General features: G+C 67.3%; 21 protein-coding genes and 1 tRNA gene. 15 read left to right on the top strand and 7 right to left on the bottom strand.

From position 1 onward, the window contains the following. Positions 1–126: 126 nt before the first annotated feature. Positions 127–528 carry a hypothetical protein gene (locus C5C07_RS21030; protein WP_147302008.1) on the bottom strand — a complete coding sequence of 134 codons (402 nt, stop codon included), beginning with the start codon at positions 526–528 and terminating at the stop codon, positions 127–129. Between the two features lie 220 nt (positions 529–748). Here C5C07_RS21030 and pdxS point away from each other — a divergent pair, with 220 nt between their 5' ends. Beyond that, entirely contained in the window at positions 749–1,657 is a 909-nt protein-coding gene (gene pdxS, locus C5C07_RS12100; RefSeq protein ID WP_050459577.1) for a pyridoxal 5'-phosphate synthase lyase subunit PdxS, read from the top strand. Positions 1,658–1,733: 76 nt separating this feature from the next. Here pdxS and C5C07_RS12095 read toward each other — a convergent pair whose 3' ends face one another. The 3 genes from C5C07_RS12095 to C5C07_RS12085 form a co-directional block, all read right to left on the bottom strand. After that, complete coding sequence (locus C5C07_RS12095; protein WP_004975429.1) at positions 1,734–2,237, bottom strand: universal stress protein; 504 nt, start codon at positions 2,235–2,237, stop codon at positions 1,734–1,736. 133 nt (positions 2,238–2,370) lie between these two features. Further along, complete coding sequence (locus C5C07_RS12090) at positions 2,371–3,252, bottom strand: homoserine kinase (RefSeq protein ID WP_004975427.1); 882 nt, start codon at positions 3,250–3,252, stop codon at positions 2,371–2,373. 66 nt (positions 3,253–3,318) lie between these two features. Then, positions 3,319–5,052, bottom strand: a complete 1,734-nt coding sequence (locus C5C07_RS12085) for a histidine kinase N-terminal 7TM domain-containing protein (RefSeq protein ID WP_115805139.1) — start codon at positions 5,050–5,052, stop codon at positions 3,319–3,321. A 96-nt stretch (positions 5,053–5,148) separates the two neighbouring features. On the opposite strand from C5C07_RS12085, the gene C5C07_RS12080 reads away from it, so the two are divergent. The 3 genes from C5C07_RS12080 to C5C07_RS12070 all read left to right on the top strand — a co-directional run bounded on the left by C5C07_RS12080 (position 5,149) and on the right by C5C07_RS12070 (position 8,762). Further along, positions 5,149–6,462, top strand: coding sequence for an NAD(P)/FAD-dependent oxidoreductase (locus C5C07_RS12080; RefSeq protein ID WP_115805138.1), 1,314 nt, complete (start codon positions 5,149–5,151; stop codon positions 6,460–6,462). Between the two features lie 159 nt (positions 6,463–6,621). After that, positions 6,622–7,281, top strand: coding sequence for a TetR/AcrR family transcriptional regulator (locus C5C07_RS12075; protein WP_004975423.1), 660 nt, complete (start codon positions 6,622–6,624; stop codon positions 7,279–7,281). After that, positions 7,278–8,762, top strand: a complete 1,485-nt coding sequence (locus tag C5C07_RS12070) for an MATE family efflux transporter (protein WP_115805137.1) — start codon at positions 7,278–7,280, stop codon at positions 8,760–8,762. Before C5C07_RS12075 ends, C5C07_RS12070 begins: the two co-directional genes overlap by 4 nt. A 27-nt stretch (positions 8,763–8,789) precedes the next feature. Here the strand turns inward: C5C07_RS12070 and C5C07_RS12065 are convergent, their stop codons facing one another. After that, entirely contained in the window at positions 8,790–9,431 is a 642-nt protein-coding gene (locus C5C07_RS12065) for a DUF6149 family protein (RefSeq protein WP_004975419.1), read from the bottom strand. A 137-nt stretch (positions 9,432–9,568) separates the two neighbouring features. Between C5C07_RS12065 and C5C07_RS12060 the strand changes: the two genes are divergently transcribed. From C5C07_RS12060 to mptA, 6 genes are all read left to right on the top strand, one after another. Continuing rightward, positions 9,569–10,477, top strand: coding sequence for a winged helix-turn-helix domain-containing protein (locus tag C5C07_RS12060; protein ID WP_050459580.1), 909 nt, complete (start codon positions 9,569–9,571; stop codon positions 10,475–10,477). A gap of 88 nt (positions 10,478–10,565) precedes the next feature. After that, entirely contained in the window at positions 10,566–10,952 is a 387-nt protein-coding gene (locus C5C07_RS12055) for a hypothetical protein (RefSeq protein ID WP_115805136.1), read from the top strand. Between the two features lie 107 nt (positions 10,953–11,059). After that, on the top strand, positions 11,060–12,301 hold the full coding sequence (locus C5C07_RS12050) for an NAD(P)/FAD-dependent oxidoreductase (RefSeq protein WP_004975414.1): 1,242 nt from the start codon (positions 11,060–11,062) through the stop codon (positions 12,299–12,301). Between the two features lie 198 nt (positions 12,302–12,499). Further along, the gene (locus C5C07_RS21025; RefSeq protein WP_147302007.1) at positions 12,500–12,739 is read left to right on the top strand and encodes a hypothetical protein; all 240 of its coding nucleotides are present in this window, start codon (positions 12,500–12,502) and stop codon (positions 12,737–12,739) included. Between the two features lie 153 nt (positions 12,740–12,892). Further along, a complete protein-coding gene (locus tag C5C07_RS12045; protein WP_004975410.1) occupies positions 12,893–13,288 on the top strand; it encodes a hypothetical protein in 396 nt (131 codons plus the stop codon). An 81-nt stretch (positions 13,289–13,369) separates the two neighbouring features. After that, positions 13,370–14,296, top strand: coding sequence for a GTP cyclohydrolase MptA (mptA, locus tag C5C07_RS12040; protein ID WP_004975407.1), 927 nt, complete (start codon positions 13,370–13,372; stop codon positions 14,294–14,296). 51 nt (positions 14,297–14,347) lie between these two features. Here mptA and C5C07_RS12035 read toward each other — a convergent pair whose 3' ends face one another. Together C5C07_RS12035 and C5C07_RS12030 are read right to left on the bottom strand one after the other, a co-directional pair. Next, the gene (locus tag C5C07_RS12035) at positions 14,348–15,151 is read right to left on the bottom strand and encodes a TrmB family transcriptional regulator (RefSeq protein WP_115805135.1); all 804 of its coding nucleotides are present in this window, start codon (positions 15,149–15,151) and stop codon (positions 14,348–14,350) included. 74 nt (positions 15,152–15,225) lie between these two features. After that, positions 15,226–16,884, bottom strand: coding sequence for a DUF255 domain-containing protein (locus C5C07_RS12030; protein WP_004975404.1), 1,659 nt, complete (start codon positions 16,882–16,884; stop codon positions 15,226–15,228). A gap of 170 nt (positions 16,885–17,054) precedes the next feature. Between C5C07_RS12030 and C5C07_RS12025 the strand changes: the two genes are divergently transcribed. The 5 genes from C5C07_RS12025 (at position 17,055) to C5C07_RS12010 (ending at position 20,600) form a co-directional block, all read left to right on the top strand. Continuing rightward, complete coding sequence (locus C5C07_RS12025) at positions 17,055–17,630, top strand: FxsA family protein (protein ID WP_004975403.1); 576 nt, start codon at positions 17,055–17,057, stop codon at positions 17,628–17,630. Between the two features lie 203 nt (positions 17,631–17,833). Next, positions 17,834–17,907 (top strand) — tRNA-Ile (locus C5C07_RS12020). A gap of 326 nt (positions 17,908–18,233) precedes the next feature. Then, positions 18,234–18,422: a hypothetical protein gene (locus C5C07_RS12015; protein ID WP_004975400.1), complete on the top strand. Its 189-nt coding sequence runs from the start codon at positions 18,234–18,236 to the stop codon at positions 18,420–18,422. A gap of 182 nt (positions 18,423–18,604) precedes the next feature. After that, positions 18,605–18,733 carry a hypothetical protein gene (locus C5C07_RS22115; RefSeq protein WP_004042243.1) on the top strand — a complete coding sequence of 43 codons (129 nt, stop codon included), beginning with the start codon at positions 18,605–18,607 and terminating at the stop codon, positions 18,731–18,733. Positions 18,734–18,917: 184 nt separating this feature from the next. Further along, positions 18,918–20,600, top strand: coding sequence for a DUF3604 domain-containing protein (locus C5C07_RS12010; protein ID WP_115805134.1), 1,683 nt, complete (start codon positions 18,918–18,920; stop codon positions 20,598–20,600). Positions 20,601–20,636: the final 36 nt, after the last annotated feature.

The following is a 20,636-nucleotide window of genomic DNA, read 5'->3' as shown; positions in this document are numbered from 1 at the left end:
CGGTCTCGGTGACTGCGGCCGGTGTCGGCGGTTGGGAGATCACGCTGGCGGCGCTGTTGAAGTCCTCAGCCGCTGATAGTTTACTGAGGGCGTGCTGAATACAGCGCGCGAGTCGGTCAACGTCCCTCAAACTTCGACTTTTCCTTCACGAATAGTTCCGTCTTCATTTATTTCCAACATATAACCCTCATACCACGCGATGGACTTTCTCCAAGCACGGGAGTTATTGATATATATCTCTACTGTCCTCGTTTCCCTCGCCGGGAAATGCCCACTCAAATCAATGTCTTCGGTATTGTTCGCGGAGTATCTCTCATTGAATACTTCCCCCTCTGATGGATCAAAAATTACAACAGAGAAGTTCCCAGAGTAGTCATCTTCGATAATCAATTTATTCACCGGGGGATTCATCTCGGGGTCAGTGCCTTCGGTTTCGGTGTTATCTCTTCCTTGATTCTGTGGAGAGCCGAGACACCCACTGCTAATCACCAGAAGTAGCAAAGCAGTGGTAAAAAGTGTCTTACGCATTACAAATCAACGACCGCCCGTGTAAGATATATGTCTTCTGGGTATGTGAAGAAGTGCTGAACTCACCCTCTGAGTGTTGCACGCGACATCTGTCAAAAAACCGAGCCGTTCAACAGAATCACCACAACTCGACCCGAGCGCGAAACACGACCTGTGCGGAATGCGAACGGTTGACGGATGGAAGCGACCGCTTAAGTAAACCCAGTCGCAAGCGACGGATATGCCAGAGGAGACCGACCTGGAGGAGCTTCGGCGCGGGACCGAACTCGTCAAGCGCGGGTTCGCCCAGATGCAGAAGGGCGGCGTCATCATGGACGTCGTAAACGCAGAGCAAGCGAAAATCGCGGAGGAGGCCGGCGCGGTCGCCGTCATGGCGCTCGAAGCCGTCCCGGCGGACATCCGCAAGCGCGGCGGGGTCTCCCGGATGGCCGACCCCGAGACGGTCACGGAGATCATCGACGCCGTCTCCATCCCGGTGATGGGCAAGGCCCGCATCGGCCACTACACCGAGGCGCAGATTCTCGAGTCCATCGGCGTCGACATGATAGACGAGAGCGAGGTGCTCACCCCGGCGGACAACGACTACCACATCGACAAGCGCGAGTTCACCTCGCCGTTCGTCTGCGGCGCGCGCAACCTCCCCGAGGCGCTCCGCCGCATCAACGAGGGCGCGGCGATGATTCGAACCAAGGGCGAGGCCGGCACGGGCGACGTGAACCAGGCGGTCACGCACCAGCGCACCATCAAACACCAGATTCGGTCGCTGACCGGCCTCAACTTCGACGAGCGCGAGAAATGGGCCCGCGAGCACGAAGCGCCCGCCGAACTCGTCCACGAGACGGCCGAGATGGGTCGCCTGCCCGTCGTCAACTTCGCGGCCGGCGGCATCGCCACGCCCGCGGACGCCGCGCTCATGATGTACCACGAGTGCGACGGCATCTTCGTGGGCTCCGGCATCTTCGGCGCGGAGGACCCGGAACAGATGGGCGAGGCCATCGTCGAGGCCGTCAACAACTGGGACGACCCCGACACGCTCGCCGACATCGCCGCCGGCATCGGCAAGGGCATGAAAGGCGAGGCGAACGTCGGCATGGCCGACGAGGACAAGCTGCAGGACCGCGGCGTCTAACGCGGCGACGCTCGCCGCCGACCGGCCGTCTCGGTTTTCGATTCGGTTTTTCTTCCGACTCGGCGCGCCGCCCGCTTCAGGCGAGGAGTCCCGACTTCCCCTTCCCCTTCCCCTTCGCGTCGTCCGACGACTCCTCGCCGAGGAGGACGGTGACCGGGCCGTCGAAGTTGAGCATGACCGACTGCGTCAGGTCCCGGGAGATGAGCTTGCCGGCGGGCGAGCGGCGGCGACCGGAGATAAAGAGGTGGTCGCAGCCCTCCCAGCGGGCCGTTTCGAGGATGGTGTCGGCCTCGGGGCCGATGTCGGCGACGATGCGGTAATCGAGGTCCAGTCCCTCGAACGCCTCGCGGGCGACGCGCTTGGCGCGACGGGTGGCCGACTCGATGGCCTGGTCGATGCCGTAGACGACGTCCGAGGAGCCGACGCTGGCGAGCGCCGAGCGGGTCCGTTCGAACTCCTCGTCCGGGAGAACCGTGAGGACGATGAGCTCCGCGCCGCTGCCGGCGGCCAGTTCGCCGGCCTCGCGGAGGATTCGGTGCGACCGTTCTTCGGGGGAGACGACGACGAGTGCTCGTTCCATGATTCGAATATATCGTGATAGTGAGAAAAGTCTTCTCGGAATCGTGTTACCAACGACCGCGTCAACGCGTTACAGTAGCTCAGACGCGAGAAAATACGAGAATCGAGCGTGCGAGTGGTTCTCTCTGTACCACTCAGAGTTCGAATACTTCAGCGCCGCGGCCGACTCGCGTCTTGTAGGCGCGGGCGGCCACGTCCGCTTCGTCGAAGGCTTCGAGCATCGCCCCGGCGACGCGGGTGCGGTCGGCCGCTTGGCAGACGCCGAGGACCGAGGGACCGGCACCGGAGACGGTGACGCCGGACGCGCCCGCGTCGAGGGCGGCCTCGCGGACCGCGTGGTACCCGTTGATGAGTTCAGCCCGCGCGGGCGTGACGACGCGGTCGTGCATCCCCGCGCCGACGAGGTCGGGGTCGCGGCGGCACATCCCGACCGCGAGGGTCGCCGCCCGGCCGACCGTGTGGACCATGTCCTCGATGCTGGCGTCGCTCGGGACGACTCGTCGGGCGTCGCGGGTCGAGACGGCGATTTCGGGGAGGCAGGCGACGAGCGGGATGTCGGCGTCGACGGTCGTGACGCCCTCGTCGGTCGCGACGGTGAAACCGCCGAGGAGCGCGGGCGCGACGTTGTCGGCGTGGGCCTCGCCGGAGACGACCGCCTCGCCCTCGGCGGCGACGGGGACGAGTTCCTCGCGGGAGAGCCCGCGGTCGTACAGCTCGTTCAGCGCGACCGCGGCGGCGGCCGAGCTCGCCGCCGACGAGCCGAGTCCGGACGACGGGCGGACGCCCTTGTCGATGCGGATGTGCGCGGGGGCGTCGAGTGCCTCCGCGACCGCCCCGACGACGTTCCGGTCGGGGTCGGTCGGGATGTACTGGCTGCCGACGCCGGTCACTTCGATTGTCGTCCGGTCCGCCCGTTCGACGTGAACGATGTCGGCGGGGCGGTCGAGAGCCACGCCGAAGACATCGAACCCACTTCCGAGGTTGGCGCTCGTGGCGGGTGCGCGGACCGTAACCATGCCCCGCTGTTGCCTTATCGCAGATAAAAATGTGGCGAACGTCGCAACCGACTCCTCGTCGCGCGCTCAGTCGCTCGTCGACTGCTCCGCGTTCGCGGGCTCGGGGTCGGTCTCGACGCCGGTGAACTCGAACCGCGCCCCGCCAGCGTCCGACTCGCCGAGGCTGACGGACCAACCGTGGGCGTCCGCAATCGTCTTGACGATGGGCAGGCCGAATCCGGTCCCGTTCTCGTGGGTCGTGTACCCCCGCTCGAACACGTCCGCTCGCTCGGACTCCGGAATGCCCGGCCCGTCGTCTTCGACGTAGAAGCCGCCGTCGAGCGCGCCGACGGCGACGGTGAGCGCGTCGTCGTCTTCGCTCCCGTGCTCGACAGCGTTCCGAAACAGGTTCTCGAACAGCTGTCGGAGCCGACCTCGGTCGGCGGCGATAGTCCGGTCGGCCCGAACGTCGAGGGTCGCGTCGCCGACGACCGTGCCGTCCCACGCCTCCTGTGCGACCGTTCGCAGCGCGACCGGCGTCACGTCGGTGAGCGTCTCGCCCTCCCGGGCCAGCGTGAGCAGGTCCTCGATGATGTTCTCCATCCGGTCGTGGGCGTCCTCGATTCGCTCGAAGTACTCCTCGTCGCCGGTCTCGGCCGCGAGTTCGAGGTAGCCGCGGGCGACGGTGAGCGGATTCCGCAGGTCGTGGGAGACGACCGACGCGAACTCGTCGAGCCGCTCGTTTTGGCGTTCGAGCCGTCGCTCGCGTTCGACCCGTTCGGTCACGTCGCGGACGAGGACGAGCGTCCCCGTCATGTTCGCCTCGTCGCCCAGCGGCGTCGTCTCCACGAGGAGGGCGCGCTCGCCGTCGTCCGTCGGGACCGTCGTCTCCACCTCCGCGTCGGACTTCGGAACGCCGTCGAGCGCGTCGACGAGTTCCGCGGGGAGAACGCGCACGACGGACTGTCCGTAGGCGTCCGAGAGGGGAAGCGAGAGGAACTGCTCGCCCGCGGGGTTGACGTCGATGACGCGCCCGTCGCCGTCGAGGACGAGCGCGGCGTCGTGCATCGACTCGACGGCCGACTCCCACGCGACGGGGACGAGCGTGAACAGCCGGTGTCGGAAGACGCTCCAGGCGACCGCCCCCGAGGCGACCGAGAAGGCCAGCACGGGGATGTTGAGTCCCGGGGTCGGACTCAACCCGGTGACGTACACCAGGCCACCGGCCGCGGGGATCAGGCCGCCGCCGAGGAGGCCGAGCGTCTGTTTCCGGTATACGCCGTCGGACCGAACGCTCGTCTGGACGAGCGCACCACAGCCGAGCAGGATGAGCACGTAGGCGTAGACGATGAAGCCGGCGAACGCGGCCCCGTGTTCGTTCACGAGGATGACGAAGCCGTGGTCGGCGTTGAGCCAGAGGTCGGTCCAGATGAGACCGTGCCACGGGTTCGTCAGCACGAGCGCGACGACGGCGACCGGCACGGACCCGAGCGCCGCCCACGCGACTCGCGACTCCAGTTTCACGCCCGCGTGGCGAATCACGTAGGCGAACCACAGGAGCGGGAGCGGCGCGATGCCGAAGTAGCCGAGTTGGTTCAAGAGCACCTTCGTCGAGAAGTCCGTCACGGCCAGTTCGAGCGCGTACGCCCCCATCCAGAACCCGGACGCGAACAACAGGAGCGCGCCGAGGGTCGAACCGGGAACGAGGCGGCGCGCCGTCCGGTGGCGAAAGAGGTAGACGGCGAGAACGACGAAGAGGACCGCACCGACTCCGATTGGAATCGTGTACGGCGTCGCCTGCCAGTACGGAGCGCCGTGCATGCCCCGCTTTCTGTCGACAGGGGTTAAAACTCCCACCGTCGGCGGCGGAACCGGCCAATCAGAAAGGACTTTCCACCCGACGCCGAACGTCGGGGCATGATAGGCATCGTCGGCGGCGGCATCGCGGGCCTCGCCGCGGCGTACCGACTCCAGAACCGGGGTCACGACGTTCGAGTCTTCGAGGCGGCCGACTCTCTCGGCGGCCTCGCCGCAACCTACGACACGAAAGGCGACGACATCGAGAAGTTCTACCACCACCTCTCGAAGTCCGAAGAAACTATCGTCGAACTCGCCGCCGAACTCGGCCTCGAAGACGATTTGGAGTGGCGAATCGGCAAGAACGCCTACTACGTCGACGGCGTCGTCCACCCGCTGGACACCGCCTGGCAAATCGCCGCCTACCCCCACATGAGCCTCTACGACAAGTTCCGCCTCGGCATGCTCACCCTCGGCGTCGACGTCCGCGGTGGCGTCCCCGACTTCGACGCCTACGAGGAACTCGCCGAGTACGAACACACGCCCATCGAGGAGTTCGTCGTCGAGCACACCACCCGCGGCGTCTACGACAACTTCGTCGACCCGCTCCTCGACGGGAAGTTCGGCGAGCGCAAGCACGACGTGTCGGCGTCGTGGTTCCTCGGGCGCGTGCGCTTCCGCGGCGAGCGCGACCTGCTGCGCGGGGAGAAACTCGGCTACTTCGACGGCGGCTTCGCGCCCTTCATCGACGCGCTCGTCGAGGCGGTCGGCCGCGAGCACATCGAGACCGGCGCGCGCGTGACGGAACTCGACACCGACGGCGAGGCGGTCTCGACGCTGACCGTCGACACCGACGACGGGACCGAGACCCACGAGGTGGAGTCGGTCGTCGTGGCGACGATGCCGAACGTGCTCGAAGACCTCACGGGGTTCCCCTGCGACATCGACTTCCAGGGGGCGGTCTGCGGGCTGGCGACCATGTCGGAGTCGCTGATGGACACCTACTGGCTCAACATCGCCCACGACGCGCCGTTCGGGTCGCTCATCGAGCACACGAACTTCGTGCCGAAGGAACGCTACGGCGGCGACCACCTCTTGTACGTCGCGAGCTACGTGCAGGGGCCGCACGAGGACCTCTGGCAGATGAGCGACGAGGAGGTCGAAGACGCGTGGTTCGACGAGATAGCGGACATGTTCCCCAACTTCGACCGGTCGGCGGTCGAGGAGTTCCGCATCGCTCGCAACCCGCGGGCGGGGCCGGTGTACGAGCGGGGCTACCTCGACCTCGTGGTGCCGTACGACCTCGGTGACGACGTGGCCGAGGGGGTCTACTACGCGGGGATGGCGTCGGAAGCGCAGTACCCCGAACGGTCGCTCAACGGTGGCATCGTCGCCGGCTACGAGGTCGCCGACCGCATCGACCGCAGCCTGTAGCGCGACCGTAACGCCGACGCTCTCGGACTGTTCCGACCTTCTCGCGGGAGACCGTCCCACAGCGTGCCGATTTCTCTCGTGGCGCGCCGTCGCACACTTACCGGCAACTTGTTTCTCGTTCGCAACTTCTTTTTAAGTAGCTGACTGACTAGTCAGTTAGTGAGTGCAGACGAAACGCCGGACCAGTCGGTCCCCGACGAGGTCCACGAAGAACTGATGGCCGCGACCTACCGGGCGCTGTGCGCCCACGGCTACGCGGACCTGACGATGCAACGAATCGCCGACGAGGCCGGAAAGAGCAAGTCCCTCCTCCACTACCACTACGGGACGAAACAGGAGCTGCTCGTCGCGTTCCTCGGCTACCTGTTCGACCGGTTCGAGGAGCGGGTCGCCGCGACCGAGGGCGACGCCCCCGAGACCCGCCTCCGGGTCCTCCTCGACAAGATGGTCCCCGACGGCGACGACGACGGCGACTACGACCGCTTCGGGCTCGCCCTCAACGAACTGCGGACGCAGGCCCCGTACGTCGAGGCCTACCGCGAGCAGGTCGCCCGGAACGAGGCGATTATCCGCCGCCGCCTCGCCGACATCATCCGCGAGGGCGTCGAGGAAGGCCACTTCCGCGAGGTCGACGCGGACCGAACCGCGTCGCTCCTCTTCGCGGCGCTCGACGGCGCGCGCCTCCAACGCGTCGCCGTGACCGACCCCTCGGGAACCGAGACGGCGAGCCAGTCCGCCTTCGACGCGCCCACCGAGGTCCGCGCCGCGCTCGACGAGTTCGTCGTCGAGAACCTCGTGCGCGAGGAGGGCGACGAATGAGCGCGAAGGCGAAGGACGTCAACCTCGTCGACGGCGACCTCGTCAAGCCGATGTTGGTGCTGTCGCTGCCGCTCGTCTTCTCGCAGATCATGCAGGTGGCGTACAACCTCGCCGACACCTTCTGGGTCGGCCGCGTCGGCTCCGAGGCCGTCTCGGCGCTGTCCTTTTCGTGGCCGCTCGTCTTCCTCATGATTTCGTTCGGCGGCGGGTTCACCGTCGCCGGGACGGTCCTCGTCGCCCAGAACAAGGGCGCGGGTAACCACGACGAGGTCGACCACGCCGCCGGGCAGACCCTCGGGTTCGTCATCCTGCTTTCGGCCGGGTTCGCGCTCATCGGCTATCTGTTGACGCCGATACTGCTCCCGCTCATCGGGACGACGCCCGGCACCGAGGTCCACCAGTTGGCGGTCGACTACACGCGCACCATCTTCCTCGGCGTCGCGTTCATGTTCGGCTTCTTCATCTTCCAGGCGCTGCTCCGCGGGTGGGGCGACACCAAGACGCCGATGTACCTGATGGGTCTCGGCGTCGTCATCAACGTCTTCCTCGACCCGTTTCTCATCCTCGGGTTCAACGCGAACCCGATATTCGGCCTCGTCGGTCTCGAAGGCCTCGGACAGTCGCTGTTCGCCGCGACCGGCTTCACCGGCTTCGGCGTGCAGGGCGCGGCCATCGCCACGGTGTTCTCCCGCGGCGTCGGCGCGCTCGTCGGCTTCTGGCTCCTGCTTTCGGGCCGGGTCGGCATCAGCCTCTCGCCGCGCGACCTGATTCCGGAGCGCGAGATGGTCGAGCGCATCGTCCGCATCGGCGCGCCGTCGAGCATCGAGCAGTCGACCCGCGCGCTCGGCGTGACCGCCCTCACGGCGCTCGTCGCCTACGCCGCCGTCAACGCCGGCGGGGCCAGCACCGAGACCGCGGTCGCCGCGTTCGGTATCGGCAACCGCCTCAACTCGCTCGTCTTCCTGCCGGCCATCGGCCTCGCGCAGGGGACCTCGACGGTCGTCGGCCAGAACCTCGGCGCTGACCAGGCCGAGCGCGCCGAGCGCGCGGTGTTCTGGGGCGTCGGCATCATCGTCACCGCGCTGGTGTTCGTCTCCGCGGCCGCCTACCTGTTCGCCGAACCCATCGTCGCGGTGTTCATCCCCGGCGAGGAGGAAGTCATCGCCATCGGCGTGGACTACCTGCGCATCATCGGTCCGACGTTCCTGTTCCTCGGGGCGTTCAACGTCGTCAACGGCGGGTTCCGCGGGAGCGGGTCCACCCGGACGGCGATGGTGTTCTCGCTCATCTCGCTGTGGGTGCTGCGCATCCCGGCGTCGTTCGTGCTCGTGGAGTTCTTCTCCATGGGTCCGACCGGCATCTGGTACGGCATCGCCTTCTCGAACGTCGGGGTGGCGCTGCTCGCGTTCGCGTGGTTCACCCGCGGGACGTGGAAAAACAGCGTCGTCGACGTCGGCCCCCGCGTGCCGTCCGACGATTAGAACCGGCCCGACTTCGTGCGACTTCTCTTACGCGGTCTTCTCGTCGGTGCCGTCGACGTCCTGCATCCCCGGCGCGGCCGACACGTCCACGTCCTCGGGCTCGTCGGCTCCGCCGGCTTCGACCTCGCCCGAGTCGTCCTCGACGTACACGTCGTCGGCGAAGCCGCCCTCCGCGTGGGGGTGGTCCGGGTCGTCGAGCTTGTCGAGCGTCGCGGGCGCGTCCGGGATGTCGATGGTGCGGAAGTCGCCGAGGGGGTTCGCGATGTCGATGCCGTGGCGCTCGAAGAACCCCTCGTACCGCTCGTAGTGGGCCTCGATTTCGTCGACCGGAATCTCCATCATCTCCGTCCAGCCGTGGTTGTAGAAGTCGAAGTTGGCCTGGACGTGGGTTATCTCGCGGGCCTCGGCCTCGGGGAAGCCGGCGTCGAGCGCCGCGAGATAGGTGTCGAAGGTGCACTCGAAGAACGCCGCCATGTGGGCCTCTCGCTCCGCTCTGCGGTCGGAGTCCGCGCGCTCGCCGAAGATACGGACGTGGAGGTCGACCATCTTCTCGGTGGCGATGTCGCCGATGACCGGCATGGTGAGGGCCTTCTTCGTCGCGAAGTGGCGGATGTTCTGGCGAATCTTCATTCCGTCGTCCGCTTCGGGTCGGATACACGTAAAGACCACGTCTCCGGGGGCGCTTCGCGGGCGTCCCGCACGAGACGGACGCAACCCCGCCTGATTCACGCGGGCGACGCGACCCGCGAGTTCCCGAACGAAATTTTACGAGGTGATTTAATGCGGTTCGCCCGCATGTGAGGGGTATGAGCGACTCCGCATCCGTCCGCGAGGACTCGGTCCTCGAGTGCGACGACTGCATCTCGCCGGCCGAAGCGTTCGGCATCGTCGCCGACGAGACCCGACTCACCATCCTCGAAGCGCTCTGGGAGTCACCCGACCGACCCGTTCCCTTCTCCGAACTCCGCCGACGGGTCGGCGTCGACGACAGCGCGCGATTCAACTACCACCTCGGAAAGCTCCGCGGCCAGTTCGTCCGCAAGACCGACGACGGCTACGACTTCCGCCACGCCGGCGAGAAGGTCGTCCGCGCCGTGCTCGCGGGGACGTTCAACGAGGACCCCGTCCTCCCCGCCTTTTCGGCACCCGGCTCCTGTGTCGCCTGCGGCGGCTCCCTCGAAGCCGATTACGGCGACGAGAAACTCACAATCTCCTGCGCCGACTGCGCGCGGACCCACGCCCACGAGGAGTTCCCGCCCGGCGGCCTCGAAGGCCGCACCACGGAGGCGCTCCTGTCCGCGTTCGACCAGCGCGTGCGACACCTCCACTGCCTCGCCGCCGACGGCGTCTGCCCCGAGTGCGGCGGGACGACGAGCACCTCGCTGTCCCGCGACGCCGACCCGTTCGACCTCGACGTGGTCGTGACCCACCGCTGCGCCCAGTGCGGCTACGAGGCCGTCTCGCCCGTGGGGCTGGTCCTGCTCGACGAGTCGACCGTCCTCGGCTTCCTCTCCTCGCGGGGACAGGACGTGTGCGGAACTCCCTTCTGGCGCTTCCCGTGGGTCGTCGGCGACGACGCGCTCACCGTCGTCTCGGAGGACCCGTGGCGTGTCCGCGTCCGCATCGAACACGGAGACGAGGCGCTCGTCGTCGACCTCGACGACGAACTCTCGGTCGTCGACTCCGCGGTCGAAGCTGTCGAGAAGATTGCATAAGCGCGCTACGGTAAGCCCGCTTACAGAAATGTAATTCAGATTACCCTTTTGGTGTCGGCGGTCGTCTCTCCAAACGAGGAGAACGACCATGTTCGACGATATCCACTTCGGTCGCGGCGACGTACGAGAGACGGTCCCGAGCCGGTTCAGAACGCTCTCAGAGACGGCGCTCGTCGCGGTCGCGGCGGTCCTCGGCGTCGTCGCGGCCACCGCGGTCGCGACGCTCGTCGCCCCGCTCGCGCCCGGTCTCGGTCTCGTGGCGCTGTTCTTGGGCTGGCCGCTCGGTTTCGCCGCCGGCGTGGCCGGCGTTCGCGGAGCCGTCCGCATCGCCGCCACCAGTAGCGTTCCCGGTCGCGTCCGCGGCTTTGCCCGCGCCGCGTTCGCTCGCGGCGACGACGACGCGGAGTCGGCGCCCTCGGAGTGCCCGGCCGCCGCCGACGGCGGCTTCGCCGAGCGGTTCGGTGAGACGCAGTAACAGCCGCGATTCGGCTCCCGTCTCCTTATCTCGCCCCGATTTCCGGCTGCAAAACAATCATGAGGGAGATAGCAATCCACATTAACCCCGAATACAAACGTCGGGTCATGAGCCAATCGTACGTGATCGTCGGCGACGGTATCGCCGGGGCCTCAGCGGCTGAGACACTCCGCGAAGAGGAACCCGACGCCGACATCACCATCATCACGGACGAGGGCGAACCGCTGTACAACCGCATTCTCATCAAGGAATTCGCCAAGGGCAAACTGCCCGAGGCACCCATCTCAATCCACGACGAGTCGTGGTACGACGACCGCGACGTGGACCTCGAACTCAACACGCTCGTCACGGACATCGACCCCGAGGGTCACACCATCACCGCCCACGACGGCACCGAGTACGACTACGACAAACTGCTTCTGGCCATCGGCGGCACGCCGACCCAGCTCCCCGTCGAGAACTCCGACGCCGAGGGCATCCACCACTTCTGGACGTTCCAGGACGCCCGCGACATCAAAGAGCACATCGAGGGCGCGGACAACTCCGTCGTCATCGGCGCGGGCCTGCTCGGCATCGACCTCGCGGCCATCACGGCCGCCCAGGAGGTCGAGGGCAAGTACCTCATGCGCGGCAAGGCGTGGTGGCGCTACGCGCTCTCCGAGGAAGGCGCGGAGATCATCCACGAGGCGCTCCGCGAGCGCAACGTCGAACCCGTCTTCGACTCCGGCGTCGACCACTTCGAGGTCGACGACGACGACCGCGTCACGACCGCCGTCGACCCCAACGGCGACCGCTACGACGCCGACTTCGTCGGCATCGCCATCGGCCTGAACTTCAACACGGAGATTCTCGGTGGCACCGACATCGAGTACGACAACGGCATCTACACGGACGAGTTCATGCGGACGAACCACGACGACATCTTCGCGGCCGGTGACATCACCGAGTTCCACGACCTCATCCTCGGCGACCGCGCCCAGAACGGCGCGTGGGGCTCCGCCAAAGAGCAGGGCACCATCGCGGCCAAGAACATGGTCGACTACGGCTCCGAGGAGTTCCGCTGGGTCTCGTCGTACTCCATCACCCACTTCGACTTCCCGTTCCTCTCGTTCGGCCACCCGACGCTCGGCGACGACCACGTCGAGGCCAAGTACTCCGACACCGAGTGGCGGCGTCTCGCCATCAAGGACGGCAAAATCGTCGGCGGCGTCCTCATCGGCGACCTCTCGCCGCAGACGAAGTACAAGAAGCTCATGCGCGAGCAGGTCGACGTCAGCGGGCAGAAGGAAATCCTCGTGAAGCAGGACTTCCAGCTCGACGACCTCGAAGGCGCGGCGGCCGAACAGTAACTCGGGACCCGCTCCCGCTGTTTTCACCCGGCCAGCCGCGTCTGCGCGCGGCCGCCCGGCCCGGCCTCGGCTCGCCGAGCGCTCGCCCGCGTTCGCGGTTCGACCCCTCGTTCTTGGCTCTCTTTCGCCCGTCGTTACGCGCCCGCCAGTCGTCCCGCCGGCCAAACATTTATCTCCATTCATGGTGTGTGTTACCACATGTCATCAAAAGACGGACAGTCGCCGTCTTCCCCAGCAGTCACCGCGCCGCCGACCGTCGTACCCGTTACCGACGTGCCGCCGGGCGCTCGGGTCCACCACTTCGACGAGTTGAGCGAGCGGACCCAGCACGCGCTCGCGACCGCCAGTCCCGCCGGCCGGCTCGACATCGACACGACCACCTCGCGGCTCTCGCGGGGCGACATCGTGGTGTTCACCGACTACGTCCGCGTTCAGTAATCTCGCTGCGCCCGTCCCGTCGCTCGCGTTCTCCGCCCGACCCGGTCGCCCCCGAGCCGACGGCCTCCCGCTCGCGGACGACCGGGACCGAAGTCGTTTTCCACGCGTCGCCGCCTATCGCCGGGTATGGCAACAGGTGGCGGCCAAGGAACGATGACGCTCGCGTTCGAACTCTCCGCGCTCAAGCAGCTCGGCGACCCGAACGCGGCGTTTTCGGACGCCCGGACGTGGACGAAGTACATCGGCGTGGTGAGCGAGAAGCCGACGTACGTCGTGACGAACTTCACCCGGAAAGAGCGCATCCGGCAGGACTTCTTCTCCGGACCGCGCGGCGTCAAAGAGAGCCTCGAAAACGTGATGCGCCAGTTCGACACCGACCGGCACGTCTTCGTCGGCACGTCCGACGAGGACCGCGCGGTGGCCGAGGAGACCGGCTGGGAGTACCTCCCCGTCGAGGACGCCGCCGAGGCCGCCGAGTGGGTGCTCGCCGGCGACGACGACGCCCCCGCGGACCCCTTCGAGGACGAGGGGCGCGACGACTGGCCGTAGTCGGAGCACAGCGGGGCGTTCGCCCGCGATTCTGTTCCCCTATCGAAAGCACTAATCAGCAACGGCACTTTTTATCCTTCGATGAGTCACCAGTTGCCTGACGTACAGGCCTCCCAGCCGGACGTGACCGTCGGGCTGAGCCAGGTCGGCGTCACAGGCGTCGAGAAGCTCGTCAAGATCGCCCGCGACGGGAAGCGACCCCTCGTCTTGATGGCTGAGTTCGAGGTCTTCGTCGACCTCCCCGGCGGCCGCAAGGGCATCGACATGAGCCGAAATATGCAGGTCATCGACGAGGTCCTCGAAGCCGCCGTCTCCGAGCCGGCCTACCGCGTCGAGGACATGTGCGGCGACGCCGCCGAGCGCCTCCTCGCGAAGCACGAGTACACGACGACCGCCGAGGTCAGCATGACCGCCGAACTCGTCGTCCGCGAGGACACCCCCGCCAGCGGACTCTCCACCCAGAGCACCGCACAGATCATCGCCAGCGCCACCGCGACCGACGAGGGAACCCGCGAGGAAATCGGCGCGGAAGTGGTCGGCATGACCGTCTGTCCCTGCTCGCAGGGCATGTCCGCCTCCCGCGCCCGCGACGTGTTGCAGGACCTCTCGGTCGACGACGACACCATCGAGGAGTTCCTCGACAAGGTCCCCCAGCCGGGCCACTCCCAGCGCGGCCACGCCACGCTCACCGTCGAGACGCAGGGCTCGCCCGAGGTCGACCTCATGGACCTCATCGACATCGCCCGCGACTCGATGTCGGCGCGCATCTACAACCTCGCCAAGCGCCCCGACGAGGACCACATGACCTACCACGCCCACGCGAACGCGAAGTTCGTCGAGGACTGCGTCCGCTCGATGGCCGAGATGTCCATCGACGCACTCGACCACCTCGGCGACGACGCGGTGGTCCACATGAAACAGTCGAACGACGAGTCGATTCACCAGCACAACGCGCACGCCGAGCGCGAGGTGACGCTGGGACAGCTCCGCGACGAACTCGACGCCTGAACGGTCTCCACACCCGGAGACGACCGTTTACCGTTTTCTCTCTCCGAATCCCTACAGCGGGAGCGGTGCCGCTTCCTCCCAGCGCGGGTCGAACGTCTCCCGGAGGTCGGCGGCGAACTCGGGGTCTTTCAGGTCAATCATGGCGAACGCCTGTCCGGGGTCGAGGGGGTTCGGGACCTCGATGCAGACCTCCACGTCGTCGATGAGATTGAACACGCCCGTGACGTTCTCGGCAGTTCGCACGTGGAAGTTCTCCGCAGTCGACAGCCGGTTCATGTAGCTCTGGCCGACGCTCTCGGGCAGGCTGTCGACGAGGTCCGGCGACATGAGCATCGAGACCTCCACGCCGCGGTCGAGCGCGGCCTCCAGTTCGTCGACGACGAGGTCGCCGACGGCGTCGAGGTCGAACTGCGGCGAGGGCGTCCCGGCGACCATCACGAGCGAGTCGTCGGCCGCCGCGAGTCGCTCGACGAGCAGGTCGATGGTCTCGTCCGCGCCGACCGCGGCCGTCCAGAACTGGTCGTGGACGGGCTCCGCGGCGTCGAGTTCGTCGGTCAGCTCGGCGACGACGTTCTCGTACTGCTCGGCCTTCTCGGCCAGCTCCTGGCGCTTCGATTCGAGCAGGCGGTCGAGCGCCGTGTCGGGCTCGACGGCGACGTACTTCTTCGGCCGGCTGGCCGCCTGACTCCGGATGAGGTGGTACTGTTCGAGGCTGTTCAGCACGTCGTAGACGCGGCCCATGGGGACGTCGCTGGCGCGCGATAACTCCTTGGCCGTCGTCGCGCCCGTCCGCAGGAGCGCGCGGTAGGCTCGGGCCTCGTACTCGGACAACCCGAGGTCTCGCAGACTGGTCATGCACCGTCCGTCTCGTTTCTCCCTGATAAACAAACCGGATGTTTACACCCGCGTTCGGTTGCCGCCGGTCGCGGTCAGGCGTCGGGCGTGACTGAGGACACCGCCTGCATCAACTCCTCGGGAGTGGTTGCCTCCACCGTCGTCTCGCCGGCGCTGACGCGCGCGGTTCCGTCCGCGAGGTCGTCGGCGTCGGCCTCGGGAACGACGAGCGCCTCGTGGTCCGCGACGCGGAGCGCCGCCCGGTGGAGGTCGGAGCCGACGCCGTCGTTGAGTTCCACGACGAGCGGGTCGCGGAGCAGACGCGCCGCCGCGGTCCCGTAGGCGGCGATTTGCACGCCGATGCGGTCCCACGCGCCCGCGAACGAGCCGATGGTCTCCTGTGCCACCTCGCGGTAGCGCTCGTCGCCCGTGAGCGCCGCGAGGTCGAGCAGCGCGTTCGCCATCTCCACGTTCCCGTCGAGCGGGCGCAGCGGCGACGACAGGAGCGCCTCGCCGCTCGCGGGACCGTCGAGGAACGAGCCCTCGTCGAACAGTTCGTCGATGGCGGCGTCGGCGGCATCGGCGGCGAACGCGAGGAGCGGGTCGCCCGCGACCGACTCGTCGCCGAGCACCTGTCGGGCGCGGCAGGCCGCGGCGACCACGCGCGCCTGGTCTTCGAGTAGGAGCTTCTCGCCCGCGTCGCCGCCGGACCGGAAGTGGGTCACGACGCCGTCGTCGACGAGGTCTTCGGCGATTCGGTCGAGCGCGCGGGAGCCGTACTCGCGGGCCCGCTCGTCGTCGGTGAGGCCCGCAAGCACCAACAGCGCGTCCGCGGCGAGGGCGTTGCCGCCGGCGTAGACGGTGAGGTCGGTCCGCGGGCCGGGCGCGTTGTCGCGGCCCTCCTTTCCGAGGAGGTAGTAGTCCGTCCCCGCGGCGGGGCCCATGCTCCCCGCGAAGCCGGTTCCCGTCCACAGCGAGTCGACGAGGAACTCGGCGGTCCCCGCGGCCGGGTCGAGGTAGGCGTCCTCGCCGGTGTAGCGGTAGCCGTTGGCGAACGCCCGCAGGAGCGCGGCGTTCGATTCGAGCGTCTTCTCGCGGTTCGGCTTCGACCACGCGGCGTCGTCGGCGTAGCGGAAGAAGCCGCCTTCGACGGGGTCGAACAGGCCGTCGCGAATCGCGTCGAGCGACCGGAGCGCCCGGCTTCGGTCGCGCTTCAGCGCGAACTCGACGGTCCGCGGGAGCGGGAACTTCGCGGCGTCGCCCCACCCGCCGTGGGCCTCGTCGAAGGCGACTTCCAACTGGCCGGCGAGGTGCGACTCGATTCGGGGTGAGACCTCGCCCGCGGGCGGGAGGTCGCCTCTGAGCGCCCGTGGGAGCCGTCCGGCGTCCGCGCCCTTCTTCTCCCACACCTCGCGCACGCGGTCGACGACCTGCCGCATGCCGTCTGGGCCGATGAACGTCGCGCCCGTGATGGGGTGGCCGTCGGGCGCGAGGAAGACGGTCGAGGGGAAGCCGCCCATGTTGTACCGCTCGCGGATGCGCGGCTGGCGGTCCACGTTCACCCGAATCGGGACGAAGCCGTCGTTGAGGTTCGCGGCGATGCGCGGCTCGGCGTACGTCTCGGCGTCCATCTCGTGACAGTCCTCGCACCACGTCGCCGACAGCGAAAGCAGGACGGGCTTGTCCGCCGCTCGCGCCTCGGCGAACGCGTCGGGGCCCCACTCTCGCCATTCGACGCGCGTCTCGTCGGTCATGTCCACCCATCCGCGGTGGACGCGGGTAAGCGCTTCGAGCCCTCGTGGCACGGCCGGTCGCAGCCGGCGGGTCGCGCACATCCTCGACGGTCGCTGCGGACGGGTTCGGGAGACCGGCGCGCCGCGGGCGGGACAAAAGGGCTATGGGCCGCGACCCGGTAGTGTCGCCCATGCGAACGCGCACGCTGATGGCGCTCTTGCTCCTCATCCCCCTCTCCGACGCGTTGCTACTCGTGGTCGTCGCGCAGTACATCGACCTCGTGCCGACCGTCGCGCTCGTCGTCCTGACCGGACTCGTCGGGATGCTCATCGTCCGCGCCGAGGGGAGACACACCCTCAGAAGCCTCCAGTCGAAGTTCGCCGGGGGCGACCTCCCGACGAACGAGGTCATGGACGGCGGCCTCCTCATCGCCGCGGGCGCGTTCCTCCTCACGCCGGGGCTCGTCACCGACACCATCGGCTTCCTGCTCGCCATCCCGGTGACCCGGTACCCCATCCGCGAGGTGCTCAAGCGCTTCGTCGTCAAGCCCTACCTCGACAAGCGCGCCGATGGCTTCGTCACCGGCAACGTCTGGACCACCGGCTTCCCGCAGGGCGACTTCGGACCCGGCGGTCCCGGCGGGTCGCCCGGTCCGAGCGGTGGGAGCAACTCCGGCGGAAGCGGCAACAGTAGCGGCGGTGACGGCGTCTACGACGCCGACCCCGACTCCTACCGGTTCGACGGCGACGGCAACGACTCCAAGTAGCGCGTCTCTCCGGTCCCGCGTCGTCTCTCTTGTTCGGTTTTCCGGCGCGTAGCCGCGCGAATCCGCCCGATATCCGACTTCACGCCCGGCGTCTGAAGCGGCGTAATCGGCCGACGACGCCGACATTCACTAACACGCACCAACGCGCCTCCGAAAAGAAAGTCTTAAAATCAACAGCGCACAACGAGTGAATGCGCTTACCTGGGCCAATAGCTCAGTCAGGTTGAGCGCTCGGCTGATAACCGGGAGGCCCGCGGTTCAAATCCGCGTTGGCCCACTCCCGTTGGCAACGATTTGTTGCCGATGCGAGTTAGGGGCTCAAACTCCCCGGCCACCCAACTTCTGCGGATACTACCGACCGAGAGAACGCTCGGTCTATCGTTCGTGTCGTCGGGACGAATCAGCGGCGAACACTCGACCGCCCCGACCGAACACGACTGTCCCGACACAGAGAACTACTAATGTCTGACCCAAATACTCGATTATATCTCACAAAACTGCACCAATTCACACAGATTTGTCCGCATCTATCACCACATAGCCGGACGAACGGACGAATTCGGAGAAAGCTATATCACGCAATAGATTGTGGTACCGAATAACATGGAATACGAACTCACCTGTCTGTACGGGTGCGGCCACACCTCCACGGCCGACTCCCGCGAGGGCGTCGGCGTTCTCGTGATGGAACACATGGACGACGAACACGACACGCCCGTCGACCCGCTGGAGGCGGGCGAACTCGCGTTGAAGCGCTTCGACGGCGCGTCGCTCCGCCAGGCGCGGCAGTAGCAAACTACTCGAACTTCCGTCAGGTCTTCGAATCCGAGTTTCTCTCGACTATCACCGTCTCGTTCGTTCGAGGGGCTTCGCCGTCTCTCGATTTCGCGGTTCGACGGCCGACCCATCCGAACAAATTTACTCAGTTCTGTATCCCAGTAGTATTAAACCCGTACACGCCATACGTGTTGGTGATGCCAACCATCGACGTCTCCGAACACCTGTACCGCCAGATTGAGTCCGCCGCCGACGGCGAGGACCTCGACGCGGCGATGTGGAAGATGGTCGGACGCTACCAGCGCGGTAACACGCCCGGCGACTGACAGGATTCGGACCACCCTCGACCCCTGACCGCGCGTGCGGTCATCATCAACCCCGCTCGCCGCAACTTGCCCTGTTTGCGGCGAGTCCGTTTTCCGTTTTCTGAGCGACAGTACCCGCGAGCGGGTTCGCCGTCGCGCCCGGTCGGCCTCGTCCTTCTTTAGCGACGCGTCCGTAGCCCCTCGCGTGTTCGACGCCGAACCCACCGGAACCCTCGGGAAGTTCGCGGAGACGATGCGCGTCTTCGCCGAGCGGCGGCCGTCAGTCCGCGACCTGTTGCGCAGTCGAACCGGGTCGCTCGACCGCGTCCACGCGGTCCTGCCGTCGACCGTCGCGGTCGGCGAGTCCCTCGACCTCACGGTACAGGTGTGGGACGAGTACGAACGGCTTCACGGCGCGTACGACGGCGACCTGCGGGTGTCTGCGACCGACGATGCTGCGACGTATCCGGACCGCGTCTCCCTCGCCGGCGACGACGAGGGGTACGTCAGGCTCGCCGACGCCGTCTCCTTCGAGACGCCCGGCGTCCACTACCTGACCTTCTCGCGCCCCGGGTTCGACGAGCGGTACGTCTCGAACCCCGTTTCCGTCTCCGCCGACGCCCCCGACGAGCGCGTCTACTGGGGCGATATCCACCTGCACTCGCGGCTCTCGGACGGGACGGGGAGCCTGCAGAAGGGGTATCGGTTCGGCCGCGACGCGATGGCCCTCGACGTCGTCGCCTACACCGACCACGACACGATGGGGTTTTTCATCCCGCCGTCGCTCCAGCGCGCCCTCATGCACGGGTGGTACTTCGAGCGGTCGCGCCGCGTCGCCGACCGGTTCTACGACCCCGACGAGTTCGTGACGCTCGTCGGCTACGAGTGGACGAAACAACCCAACTGCGGCGGCCACGTCAACGTCTACTTCGAGGACGCCGACGACGCCGTCCTTCTCGACTCCCGCGGCGGGACGACGGACACCTACGAGAAGCTCTGGAGCCGCCTCCGCGAGTTCGAGTCGACCCGCGACTCGCGGGTCGTGACGATTCCGCACCACCCGACGGAGCGCATGTACCCCTTCGACTTCTCGGCTGTCGAGTACGACGACGAGCTCGCGCCGCTCGTCGAGGTGTACTCGCAGTGGGGGTCCGGCGAACTGCCGGGCGACGAGGGGAACCCGTTTCCACTGGCGATGGGTCGCGGCGAGACCGACGAACCGGGTCACTTCGTCCGCGACGCGCTGTCGATGGGCCACCGGGTCGGCCTCGTCGCGGGCGCGGACTACCACGGCCCGCACCCCGGCCACTCGCTCATCCACGCCGACCCGCACCTCCCCTCCGTTCGCGAGTGGGTCGAAGACGGCGTCGGCTGGTCGAGCATCTGGCGCGTCTGGAACGAGCGGAGCTATCCCGGCGGTCTCTCGGCGTTCCGAGCGCCCGAACTCACCCGCGAGGCGGTGTTCGAGAGCCTCCGGAGCCGCCGCGTCTACGGGACGACCCAGCCGCACCGCATCCTCGCGTCCCTCTCAGTCGGCGGCGTCGAACCCGGCGAGAACGACAGTTCGCTCCGCCTCGACGCCCGCGACGAACCCCGCGAGGTCGACGTCGAGGTCGCGGGGACCGCCCCGCTCGAACGCGTCGAAATCGTCAAAAACGGCGAGACGTGGCGGTCGCAGGCGATTACCTCGGACCCCGACGCGCCGCTTTCGGCGTACACGACGTCTGTCTCGTGGACCGACGGCGACCCGGTCGAGGGGACGGTCTGGGACGACGACCGGCGCTCGGCGGCCGACGCGTACTACCTCCGGGTCACCCAGGTCCCGCGGGACTGCGAGTTCCCCGGGACCGCGTGGGTGGGCCCGGTCTGGGTCGAACCGCCGGACTGAGCGAGGCGGCCGCGGCGACCCCGCTCGCGGCCGGGC

Origin of the sequence: Haloferax sp. Atlit-4N, from assembly GCF_003383025.1 — an archaeon.
GTDB classification, from domain to species: Archaea; Halobacteriota; Halobacteria; order Halobacteriales; family Haloferacaceae; genus Haloferax; species Haloferax gibbonsii.
The sequence above is the reverse complement of the archived record's forward strand: the minus strand, read 5'-3'. Positions and strand labels throughout refer to the sequence as shown.